Below are 12,571 nucleotides of genomic sequence, written 5' to 3'. Positions count from 1 at the left end.
TTGTTCATTATGTACTATATTGGCGCCTTATCTAAATGAAGAATCCTTGAATCACCCATTTAAAACTGTCTTATTTGGATTTGCCTTTTCGCCTTCCCTGAAAATCAATATCATGGAAACTTCAAGGATAGCCCATTTTTTTAAAGCCAAGCTGCTCTTGTTGCACGTGGGTGAGAAAACCGAGGAAAAAGAGCGGCAGATTTTGGAGATCCTATCACAGATTGAACATAAAGATCTTGAGGTCTCCATTGAGTGGAAAACTGGGAAACCAGATCAAGTTTTATTGGAAACCTGCAAAAGTTCAAATATTGACCTTCTTATCCTGGGTGCCCTTCAGCATGAAAATCTATATCAATTTTATGTAGGATCCATTGCCAGAAAATTGACCAGAAAAGTGTGTTGTTCTGTGTTACTTTTGATAAAACCTTCTGAGGAAAGGATTCCCTGCAAACATGTTGTGGTAAATGGTTTGGAGGATGAAGGAACTGCTTTGGCAATTTCTAACGCAGTTTATGTATCAAACGCTTTGGGAGCCAAACAGTTGACCATTGTTGAGGAAATTCGGCAAAAGGAAGTTGCGGTAAGCGTTCAAGATGATAAATCCCTGAAAAAAGCCTCTATTTTAAAAGAGCGCTTAAGACATCGTGAAGACTCAAGAGTTAGAAAACTCCTGAAGTCAATACCCGGAGATTATCTAAAAAATTTAAAAGTCAAAACCCAGAGTATTTTCGGAAAACGGGGATATTCCATTGGTCATTACGCCGAAGTTGTCCGTGCCGATTTATTGGTGATGAACGCACCAAAAAAGACAGGGCTTCTGGATCGGGTTTTTCCACACGATATAGAATATATTTTATCCGATTTACCAACAGACCTACTTATAGTTAGAAAAACCCATTGACGCCAAAAACTAGCCATACCAAACTCTTTGTTAAAGACTTGCCCAAAAACCTGTTTTCAGGTTTTGTGGTTTCTTTGATTGCGCTTCCGCTGGGCCTTGGTCTGGCCATTGCAAGTGATGCACCGCCCATTTCCGGAATCATTGCAGCTATTGTTGGCGGAACCGTGGTGGCCTTGTTAGGAGGTTCAAATGTTACCATTACCGGTCCGGGAAACGGATTGGTCATTGTGCTTTTGGGAGCCATTACCACTTTGGGTGGCGGAGACCTTTACCAAGGCTATCTGTTTACCTTGGCGGCCATTGTAGTCTCCGGAGTTTTAATGTTGTTGCTCGGTTTCCTAAAAATGGGGCGCCTTGCCGATTTTTTCCCAGCTTCAGCCATCGAGGGAATGCTAGCAGCCATTGGCTGGGGCATTTTTGCAAAGCAATTCCATATTATGATCGGCCATAACAATGAACATGGAAGTATTGTTCAGTTGTTGGCCCAAATTCCAAACGGATTAATTGATCTGGTCCAAAATGCCACCGTTGAAGAGTTCGTTGCTGCTGGAATTGGCATTGTGAGCCTTTTAATCATGATTTTTTATTCAAAAATCAGAAACAAGTATTTTCAGCTGATCCCGGCACCTATGTGGATATTGATATTGTCGGTAAGTTTTAGTTATTCCTTTGGATGGTTGAACCTGCCTTTTCCAATGGATGCCTCCTATCTTATCTCTATTCCTGATAACGTGCTTTCCAATCTGGCTTTTCCGGATTTTTCAAAAGCATTGCAAAAAGATTTTATTGTAAGTGTCTTTGCAATTACCCTTATTGCCAGCATAGAATCCTTATTGAGCATTAAAGCAGTGGACAAGTTGGACTCCCAAAGTAGGCGATCCAATGTAAATAAGGATTTAAAGGCATTGGGTTTGGCAACTTCCTTAAGTGGTTTGGTAGGAGGGTTAAATGTGGTCACGGTAATCGCCCGAAGCTCAGTAAATGTGAACAATGGTGCCACAAACAGATCGGCTAACTTTTTCCATGCTACTTTTCTGGTCATCTTTATTTTGTTGTTTCAAGAGCAGCTCAAAAAAATTCCCTTGGCAGCCCTTGCCGCTATTTTGGTATACACAGGATATAAACTGGCCACTCCAAAGACCTTCAGAAAGGTGGCAAAAATTGGAAAGGAGCAAATCATCATTTTTTTGGCCACACTGGTCACTACGCTTTTCACCAATCTTATTACTGGCATAAGCATGGGTATCCTTACCACCTTGCTTATCCACATCATCATCAACAGAAGCGCGTTCTTGTTTGTTGGAAACCTTTTTAAACCCAATGTGCTTCTTTTTCAAGAACACGAGGAGAAAAACTATTATGTAAGCGTTAAGTATTTTTGCAGTTTTCTCAACTTTTTTAAGCTCAAAAACAAGTTGGATGCCATTCCAGAGGATCAAAACGTGATCGTTGATTTTTCTATGTGCGGATTTGTGGACCATACCGTAATGGAAGGCTTGGAATCCTATATGCAGGTTTTCTCCAAAAAGGGAGGTAGTATAGAAATTGTAGGGTTGGACAAACATGGCACCGATTCAAAGCACCCCTTTGCCATACGGAAGATTCTTCCTTTGGAAACTTTAAAGCCCATTGAAAAGTACCTTACCCGTAGGCAATCGCATTTGGAAAAAACCACAACGGAGCTTGGTTGGGAATATCGCGCCAAAAAAAATACGGAAACTGCTTTTTTATCCGATTTTATCTTTTTCAAAACCCGTGAAATAAGCTATTTGTACAACCATCTGGTTGATGCCAAGGACAACTGCTCCGTGTTTGATCTAGAGTTTACCGAAGGTGCCTTTGTGGCCAAAGAGGTAATTAAATCAACTGTAATGCACATTGACCTGCCTCATCAATTTCCGGTATTCACCTTGGACAAAGAAGGCCTTTTGGAACGAATTTATAAGTTAGCGGGGTTTAAGGATATTACGATTGAAAATCATCCCGATTTTAACCGAAGGTTCTTTTTAAGTGGAGAAAAAACAAGTGAAATACAAGATTTGTTCCATGATGAGCTTATCTTGTTTCTGGAAAGCAATCCCTATTATCATATCGAATCCAACGGAAACTCCTTGTTCATTCTTAAAAAAGAGCGGTTGTTGAGCGTACAGGAAATAAAGGCCATGATTTACTTTGGCCTACAGCTCCAAAAGCTCTTAAAGCCTTCTTTGGTTATCTGATTTTGTTAAAATACGGCCAATAAACCATCATTTTTTAACAATTTGCATCAGGCTTTTCTTATTTTGCACGGCATTTATTTTCTGAATGACTATTTATCCTGTTGAGACCGGTAATTTTAAGCTAGATGGAGGCGCAATGTTTGGCGTCGTCCCAAAATCCATTTGGAACAAAACCAATCCGGCAGACTCCAACAATATGATCGACATTGCCGGACGATGTTTGCTCATTCAAGATGGTGACAAGCTTATTTTGATTGACAATGGAATGGGTAACAAACAATCTGAAAAATTCTTTGGTTATTATTACCGTTGGGGCAATCATTCCTTGGGCAATTCTCTAAAGGAATTGGGATTCCATAGGGATGACATTACAGATGTGTTCTTGACCCACTTGCATTTTGATCACTGTGGAGGAAGCATACAATGGAACAAGGACAGGACCGGTTATGAGCCCGCTTTTAAAAATGCCCGTTTTTGGACCAACAAAAATCATTGGGAATGGGCCATAAAACCCAATGCCCGTGAAAAGGCTTCCTTTTTAAAAGAGAACCTACTGCCCATGCAAGAAAGTGGCCAGCTCAACTTTGTACAACAGCACAACGTTGGGTTTGTTGATCAATCGGAATTGGGGTTTGGTATCTTTTTTGTGGATGGACATACGGAAAAAATGATGCTTCCAAAATTGAATTATAAAGGGAAAACAATCGTCTTTATGGCAGATCTTATCCCTACGGTTGGGCACATTCCCCTACCGTACGTTATGGGTTATGACACCAGACCTTTGTTAACCTTGGACGAAAAGGCCAACTTTTTAAACAATGCCGTTGAAAACAATTGGCTTTTGTTCTTTGAACATGATGCCCACAATCAACTTTGCACCCTAAAACAAACTGAAAAAGGAGTACGATTGGACGAATTGTTTTCTTTCGATGAAATATTCAAATCACAATAAAGTTTTACATTTCAATAAAATACGATTTATGAACATCAAATACATAAAAATACCATTTGCCTCGCTTTCGGCTTCTATTTTTTTAATGGGTTGCGGCGCCACTACCTTGGTTTCCACCCCTGTGGAAAATATTGATGCTGTGCCACTCAAAATTTCGGAACTCTCCGAAGACCAGAAAAAAACTTGGGGACATGCAGATCTTATCTCAGATACCATTCCGGGCATGAGTGTGGACAAGGCCTATAAACAGATCATCAAAAACAAAAAGGGCAAAACCGTCATTGTTGCCGTAGTGGATTCTGGAATGGATCTGGAGCATGAGGATCTGGATGATGTATTGTGGACCAACAAAGGCGAAAAACCCAATAATGGCAAGGACGATGATGGCAATGGATATATTGATGACATTCATGGGTATAATTTTTTGGGTGAGGCCTATAATGAGCAGTTGGAGTATGTTAGAATGCTTCGCTTGAACATAGGTGACGCCTCTGCTAGAGCAAAAGCTCGACTAAAATTGGATGAGGAATATCCAAAGGCCCTTCAGAACAAACAACAATACGAGCAGATTTTCCAGGTGGTGAAAAATGCCGATGAAGCCATTAAAAAGGAACTCGGCAAAGATTCATACACCAAAAAAGAGTTGATGTCCATTGAGGCAAAAACGGAGGAAATGAAGCAGTATGTTGCGGTAATTAACCAGATGTTCTCCTATGGAGAAAACATTCATGATGTTATGGAAGAGCTTTCCGAAGGAATCACCTATTTTACCGAGCAGGTAAATTATAACCTCAACAAAGACTTTGATGGAAGGACGCCTGTTGGAGACAATCCATATGACCTAAAAGACAAAAAGTACGGTAACGGAAACCCCAAAAATAGGGTAGATACCGAAAGCCATGGTACCCACGTAGCAGGAATCATTGCTGCGGAACGTAACAACGGAAAAGGCGTTAACGGTGTTGCCAAAAACGTGAAATTAATGAGTGTGCGTGCCGTACCCAATGGTGATGAATATGACAAGGACATTGCCAACGGCATCCGCTATGCGGTGGACAATGGTGCAAAAATCATCAATTGTAGCTTTGGAAAGTCCTTTTCGCCAAATGCACAATGGGTATACGATGCCATCAAATATGCCGCATCACGTGATGTGCTGATCGTACATGCCGCTGGAAATGATGGTAGCGATTTGGACAATGCAGAAAATCCCAACTTTCCAAACGACCATAATTTTGGGAATTCAGAATTTGCCAATAATGTGATAACCGTAGGTGCGCTTACCAGCAGCTATGGCTCTAAAATGGTGGCCTCCTTTTCAAATTATGGAAAACAAAATGTAGATGTATTTGCCCCTGGCGATGGCATTTATTCCACATTGCCCAATAACGAATACGATTTTCAAGGCGGTACCTCAATGGCCGCTCCGGCTGTTGCGGGCGTTGCTGCACTGATCCGATCATACTACCCACAGCTTTCAGCCGTACAGGTAAAACAAATCATTATTGAGTCTGGGTTAAGTACAAAAGCTTCGGTCATTGTTTCTGGTGATCCAGAAAATGCCACGACTTTCGATAAAATTTCAAAATCAGGAAAAATGGTCAATGCCTATAATGCGCTTCTTTTGGCAGACAGCATCTCAAAAGGTAAAATGACATTGACAAAGAATACCAAATAAAATGAAAAGAACTTTTTTATCCTTTTTCTCCCTAATAGCTTGCATCGCTATTCTATCTGCACAGAACAATACTTCGTATTGGCAGCAGCATGTGGATTATTCCATGGATGTAAACATGGATGTTAAGACCTTTCAGTACACAGGCACACAAAAATTGGTCTATACCAATAATTCGCCAGATGTTTTGAACCGCGTGTATTACCATCTGTATTTTAACGCCTTTCAACCGGGCAGCGAAATGGATGCGCGCCTACAAAGCGTAAAAGATCCTGATAAGAGGATGACAGTTGATGGAAAAAGTAGGATTTCCTCCCTTTCGAAAAGCGAAATGGGCTATTTGCACGTGCAATCCCTAAAGCAGGATGGTATTTCGGTTTCTTTTAATGAAGAAGGGACCATTTTGGTGGTAGATCTGGCAAAGCCCATTCCCGCAGGTGGAAAAACGGTTCTGGACATGGAATTCAAAGGTCAGGTGCCACTTCAGATAAGGCGAACCGGAAGAAATAGCAACGAAGGCGTTGCACTCTCCATGAGCCAGTGGTACCCAAAACTTTCGGAATATGATTTTGAAGGCTGGCACCCCAACGCATATATTGGAAGAGAGTTCCATGGGGTATGGGGCAATTTTGATGTAAAATTGACCATAGACAAGGATTATACCGTTGGCGGTTCCGGTTACCTGCAAAATCCACAGGAAGTAGGCCATGGATATGAGGCTCCGGGAACCACCGTAAAGACCAAGGGCAAAACCATTACCTGGCATTTTAAAGCACCCAATGTACACGATTTTATGTGGGCGGCAGATCCAGAGTACATTCACGATGTGCTGAATATGGAAAATGGACCAACACTTCATTTTTTATACAAAAATGACCCCGAGATCATTGAAAACTGGAAAAAACTACAGCCAAAGACAGAGGCGGCCATGAAATTTTTCAGCAAGAACATAGGTAAATATCCCTATGATCAATATTCTGTGATCCAAGGTGGTGATGGTGGTATGGAGTATGCCATGAGTACGCTGATCACCGGCAAAAGAAGCTTTGGAAGCCTTGTTGGTGTAATGGCTCATGAGTTAGCGCATTCATGGTTTCAGCATATTTTGGCCACCAATGAATCCAAATACGAATGGATGGATGAAGGCTTTACCACTTTTATCAGCACACTTTGCATGAACGAGATCATGGAAGAAGGAAAAGAAAATCCGTTTGAGGGCTCGTACAAAGGTTACTACGCCTTGGTAAATTCTGGATTGGAAAAACCACAGACCACCCATGCCGATCGTTTTGCCACCAATTTTGCCTATGGCATTGCGGCCTACAGCAAAGGTTCTATCTTTCTGTCGCAACTAGGTTATGTTATTGGACAGGACAAGCTGATGGAAACCATTAGAAAATACTATGAAGATTTCAAGTTTAAGCACCCTGTGCCCAACGATATTAAAAGAACTGCAGAGAAGGTTTCTGGAATGGAACTGGATTGGTACCTGACGGACTGGACCCAGACCACAAACACCATTGATTATGGCATAAAAACTATTGAGGGCGATGGTGGGAAAACCAATGTGGTCTTGGAACGGATTGGTGAAATGCCCATGCCTTTGGACATTTTGGTGGTCAATGCCGATGGTACACAGGAAACCTATTATGTACCCTTGCGCATGATGCGGGGCGAAAAGGAAAATCCCTATCCCAATTTAAAAAGGACCGTTGCAGATGATTGGTCCTGGGCGCATCCTACGTACAATTTGGTCGTTGATAAGCCCATTGGTGAAATTAAGGCGATCATGATCGATCCTTCACAGCTTATGGCCGATGTGAACGGGGAAAACAACGTACACCAAAGAGCCTTGGATTAGGTTGTAAAAGTATTGCCCCCTTAAGGGGTGTTTTTTAGGATTTCTGACACGAATTACACCTATTGTTTGAATAAACTTTAAGCTCCTTCCACTTTTAGGAAGGAGCTTTTTGTGTGCGAATAAAAAACCCCCACTTTATAAAAAAGCAGGGGCTGGGGGCAATGGCATAAAGCCAAAAATTAACTTACTAAAACTTAATTGTTGGGCGTGGAACGGGTGTAACTAAGTGTATCCGTCACATCGCTGATAGCCGTAAAGGTCAATGTAAAGTAAATATCTTCATCTGGTAAATAGACCCCTAAAAGCACCCCTTCTACTTCACTTCTATCCAAAACATATGAAGGGTACCCTACAACTCCAACATTCTGAATAGGAATAAAATTGTCGTCCGTTAACGTTCCTATACCATCAGCGTTCTGTGCTAAATAGTGCAATACGGTCATTATATTGCTAAAAGAGTAAAACTTGTCAGGGTTCCCCAATTTTCCATACCGATTAAAACTTTCCCAGGCATCGGTATTGCCACCCTGTTCCAAAATGGCCCACCTTGTTCTACCCGGACTTCCCTTATGGTCACCAACCCAATTGTTACAGCCCCCTGGGCTTAAGTGAAATGCAGCTGCCAAATCATCACAATTGTTATTTCCATTTATTTCAGCATCGTTACCGTAAGCATCTTGCCAATATTTATAGTTGTAAACAAAACTGTACATTCCTGCTACGTTGTCAAAGTCATGGCGGGTAAACCATACCTGATCGGTAATTCTGTCCTGGCCAGACTCATTGGTATGTTGGACATTGTGCACTTTTTGGAAAGAGGTATCTGATCCCAACCAAACATCAGCATTGGCAGATCTGTTGTTGCAATCATAGATTACATAAGTCAACCCATTTTCAGGCACGGGTGCTCCGGGGTAAACATCTTCATTGGTGTCGTCGCAATCGTCATTATTTGTCACAAAACCTTCTTCACACAGGCTGCCCATAATGCTTGCTGCGGTAGAATCCCCAAAACCATCCCCATCTTCATCAGGGTATAGTTCCACATCCGGCGTATCTGGGTTAAGGTCTCCGTCCTCATCATCACAATCATCGGCATTGGCCACAAAACCTTCTGGGGCATCGTCACAGGCGTCTACTGTCTGTGTCACATCTGGGTTTCCATATAAATCTTCATCGTTGTCCTCATAATAAGTGATCTGTGGTGCCCCAGGGTTTTTGTCAGGGTCATCGTCATCACAGTCCGTATTGTCCTCTACATATTTATCAGGGTCTGGGTTTTCGCAGGCTTCCACCCCAGTGTCAGGGTCGCCGTATTTGTCCTCATCCCTATCCTCATAGAACATCTTTTTGTTTTCGCAACCGCCATTACCTCCACTGGTGCTGGTAATGTTGGCATCTTTGTCGTTTGGATCCAGCTTGTTGGTCACATACTTTTTGCCCTGCACTAGCGGGAGCTCGCAGGCAAGGGTTTCGGTATTGAGATCCCCTTCGCCGTCATTATCGGCATCCTCATAGAACTTGTTGGTACAATTGGGGTTTACGTTGTCATCACCGTCATCGCTGTCGCCACCAGTTAATACATAATTGCCCTCTGGTTTGGTACAGGCTTCCTTGGACTCTGCACTGTTTCCAAAGTTATCGTTGTCCTGATCCAAATAATACGTCTTGGTCTCACAGTTGTCTTCTTTGCTACACGCAAAGGGTACGGTAAAGCACATGCAAACAAGCAGTGCCCCGTAAATCAGTTTCTTGAATTGTAATTGATTTTTCATACCAATAGGTTTAGGTTAAACTATGGCCGTTAGGCCCATTAAGGCCCATTAAGGCCCAAAATACATTAGGTGGTCGTGCCATTGCCCTGCCAATTGACGGATGCCCTGTTTGGGTTGATGGATGAGGTTCAGTGAACAGTTGTCGGTTGTCAGTGGACGGTTTTCAGTTCGCTGATGCATGTAGGGTGAAAGGGAAAAGGTGAAGGGTCAAAGTTGGATTGTTCGATTATTGGATTGTTGGAATTTGGTTAATAGTTGATGGTGAAATAGTAGAAGAGTGAGGTAGTGGATTGGGAAAAAGCGTTGTCCCCTTGAGAGCCTGTGCTGAGCGAAGCCGAAGTAGGACTTTAGGGGTGTTGGGTGAAAGGTTGGGAGTTTATTTGTTGATCGGTCTATCTGTTTCCCGTCCATTGTGAAGGAAGAAGTCAGTTTCAATTATCAGTTGTCAGTGTTCTGACATCTGATATCTTGTGTCAGAAGTCTGCCATTTAAAGTCTAATTTTACTTGTAACTTGCCAACATTCAAATTGTCCCCTTGAGGGGACCTTAGGGGTGTCCCATGAAAAACAAAATCATTCCATACAATCCCAAACTAAAGGAATTTGCCCGACAGCTAAGAAAAAACAGCACGCTGTCTGAGGTACTGTTATGGCAAAAAATTAAACAACGGGGCTTGGGCGTACAATTTCACAGACAAGTACCCTTGCTGGAATACATTGTTGATTTTTATTGCCATGAACTGCAATTGGTCATTGAAATCGATGGAGAATCCCATCAGTTTAAATATGAAAAAGATGCTTCAAGAGAACAACATCTTGAAAAAAAAGGTGTCCGGTTTATTCGTTTTTCCGATGCAGAAGTAAAAAACAATATGTTTAGTGTTTTGCTGGTTCTTCAAGAAACAGTGGAGAATCTATCCGCAGAAAAAGGGATAACACCCCTAAAGTCCCCTCAAGGGGACAATAGTATTGAAAAAGATTCCAAAGAAAACGAAAAAAAACACCAAACATCTCCTCAAGGTGGCAATAGCTATGAAGAAAGTCCTTCGGACTCCAAAAAGCTCAGCTTTCCCAAAAATGAAAAGCTCAAAAGCAAAACAGTCTTTGAGCAGCTTTTTGTTGAAGGGCAGCACATAAAGGCCTTTCCCATAAAACTGATCTACGCCAAGGCGGATTTTGAGGACAATACAAACATAAAGGTTGGTGTGGTCGCCCCAAAGAAGAAGTTTAGGAGTGCGGTAAAGCGTAATCGTATAAAACGGTTGATGCGGGAAGCCTATAGATTGAACAAGCACACCGTTTTTAACAAGATTGAGGGAAATTTTGCGTTTCTATTTTTATACCTTGGCAATAAGATGCCCGATTATGATGAAGTGGACGAGGCCATGAACAAGCTTTTGACGGCTTTTCTAAAAAAAGAATCCCATGAAAAAAACAATACTCCGTAAAAAAGTTCTGATTCCCGTTATAGCTGTCACCTTTTTGGTGGTGGGAAGCAGTTTTAAAAGTGATTTCTTTGAGATTGCAAAGCAAATTGAGATTTTCACCACGCTCTTCAAGGAGCTCAACATGAACTATGTGGATGAGACCAATCCTGCGGAACTTATGGATTCCGCCATTAAAAACATGTTGGACGAACTGGATCCCTATACCCGTTTTTTGAACGAACAGGATGTTGAGGCCTATAAGATCAACAATGCGGGTGAATATTCCGGAATTGGTGCGTTGGTGCGTTCCTATGAAAGCAAATTGGTGATTGTGGAACCGTACAAAGATTATCCTGCGGACAAGGCAGGCCTTAAGGCCGGGGATGAGATCATTAAGATTGGGGATATCAAGGTTTCCGATTTTGACGACAATGCCAGCGAGCTCCTGAAAGGAGCAAACAATACCAGTGTTGACATCACTTTTGTAAGACAGGGAGAAACCAAAACAGCGACGCTAAAACGTGAGGGGGTTGAAGTGGATGCTGTTCCCTTTTACGACATGATCGATGATAAAACCGGTTATATTGTACTTTCAAAATTCAACAGAAAAGCATCGAGCCAGACCAAATCTGCCCTGAGGGACCTAAAAGGAAAAGGTGCTGAAAGATTGGTATTGGACCTGCGTGGAAATCCGGGAGGATTGTTGTCCGAAGCCATTAATGTTACCAATCTGTTTGTACCCAAAGGGGAATTGATAGTTACCACAAAATCCAAGGTCAAAAAATTCAACCAACAATATAAAACTAAAAACCAGGCAGAAGATTTAGATATCCCCTTGGTGGTTTTGGTCAACGGAAGAAGTGCATCGGCCAGTGAAATTGTTTCTGGCGGATTGCAAGATCTGGACCGTGCCGTCGTCATGGGGGCAAGAAGTTTTGGAAAGGGTCTGGTACAACGTCCGTTGAAACTTACGTATGGCACGCAATTAAAAGTGACCATTTCCCGCTACTATACCCCTTCGGGGCGCTGCATACAATCCTTGGACTATTGGAACAGGGATGCGGAAGGGAATGCTGTTAGAAATACAAATTTCAAGGAATTTACAACTCGAAATGGACGTAAGGTGCAGGACGGCGGAGGGGTTATGCCCGATGTTGAAATTACTTCACAAAAATCCAATACCCTAATCGACGCTTTGCAGCAAAACAGCATTGTCTTTGATTTTGCCACGGATTACTACTACGATCACAACTTTGATTCCGTTGATGCGTTTGCCTTCTCTGATTCAGATTTTGATGCCTTTAAACGTTATGCGCAGACTCAGGATTTTTCTTTTCAAACCGAAACGGAAACCTTGTTGGAAGATGCCATCAACAGTGATGAACATTTGCTTGGTCCTGCCGTTCAGGAAAAATACAAGGACCTGTTACTTGCTGTGAACAAGGGTAAGATTACCGCTTTGGATACCTATAAAAAGGAAATCCAGAAAAATCTTGAGGATGAAATCATCAAACGCTACTTCTACCGTGAAGGACTTTATCAGTATTACCTAAAACATGATGAGGCTATTTTGTCCGCCACTGCTTTAATGAACGATAAGGCGAAGTACAACGGCATTTTAAAGTAGATTCACCTCTTTTTGTTGTTTTTATAACGCAAAGGCACTTGTAACCACTGCATTTTGCCAACGGTGAGCCATTTTTGCTATCTTTCCGTAAAACCATCTCTTTATTGAACAAAGGGTGGCAGGCAAACCAAAAAC

Annotated in this window: 8 protein-coding genes; 7 read left to right on the top strand and 1 reads right to left on the bottom strand. The window is 42.0% G+C overall.

The features are described 5' to 3' along the window. Positions 1-112: 112 nt before the first annotated feature. The 5 genes from ACOQO1_RS14385 (at position 113) to ACOQO1_RS14365 (ending at position 7,608) form a co-directional block, all read left to right on the top strand. Positions 113-901, top strand: a complete 789-nt coding sequence (locus tag ACOQO1_RS14385) for a universal stress protein (RefSeq protein WP_420603576.1) — start codon at positions 113-115, stop codon at positions 899-901. Next, positions 898-3,120 carry a SulP family inorganic anion transporter gene (locus ACOQO1_RS14380; RefSeq protein ID WP_420603575.1) on the top strand — a complete coding sequence of 741 codons (2,223 nt, stop codon included), beginning with the start codon at positions 898-900 and terminating at the stop codon, positions 3,118-3,120. The genes ACOQO1_RS14385 and ACOQO1_RS14380 overlap by 4 nt, the downstream gene beginning before the upstream one ends. Before the next feature lie 85 nt (positions 3,121-3,205). Further along, positions 3,206-4,072: an MBL fold metallo-hydrolase gene (locus ACOQO1_RS14375; protein ID WP_420603574.1), complete on the top strand. Its 867-nt coding sequence runs from the start codon at positions 3,206-3,208 to the stop codon at positions 4,070-4,072. A gap of 28 nt (positions 4,073-4,100) precedes the next feature. After that, positions 4,101-5,750 carry a S8 family peptidase gene (locus ACOQO1_RS14370; RefSeq protein WP_420603573.1) on the top strand — a complete coding sequence of 550 codons (1,650 nt, stop codon included), beginning with the start codon at positions 4,101-4,103 and terminating at the stop codon, positions 5,748-5,750. Between the two features lies 1 nt (position 5,751). Continuing rightward, entirely contained in the window at positions 5,752-7,608 is a 1,857-nt protein-coding gene (locus tag ACOQO1_RS14365) for a M1 family metallopeptidase (RefSeq protein ID WP_420603572.1), read from the top strand. Between the two features lie 194 nt (positions 7,609-7,802). Here the strand turns inward: ACOQO1_RS14365 and ACOQO1_RS14360 are convergent, their stop codons facing one another. Next, positions 7,803-9,383, bottom strand: coding sequence for a hypothetical protein (locus ACOQO1_RS14360; protein WP_420603571.1), 1,581 nt, complete (start codon positions 9,381-9,383; stop codon positions 7,803-7,805). Between the two features lie 559 nt (positions 9,384-9,942). Between ACOQO1_RS14360 and rnpA the strand changes: the two genes are divergently transcribed. Further along, the gene (gene rnpA, locus ACOQO1_RS14355; RefSeq protein ID WP_420603570.1) at positions 9,943-10,830 is read left to right on the top strand and encodes a ribonuclease P protein component; all 888 of its coding nucleotides are present in this window, start codon (positions 9,943-9,945) and stop codon (positions 10,828-10,830) included. Continuing rightward, positions 10,808-12,436 (top strand): S41 family peptidase, encoded by a 1,629-nt coding sequence (locus tag ACOQO1_RS14350; RefSeq protein ID WP_420603569.1) that lies wholly within the window; start codon positions 10,808-10,810, stop codon positions 12,434-12,436. Before rnpA ends, ACOQO1_RS14350 begins: the two co-directional genes overlap by 23 nt. The last annotated feature ends 135 nt before the right edge of the window (positions 12,437-12,571 follow it).

This window comes from Flagellimonas sp. (assembly GCF_965222555.1).
In the GTDB taxonomy this organism is placed as follows: Bacteria; Bacteroidota; Bacteroidia; order Flavobacteriales; family Flavobacteriaceae; genus Flagellimonas.
The sequence above is the reverse complement of the archived record's forward strand: the minus strand, read 5'-3'. Positions and strand labels throughout refer to the sequence as shown.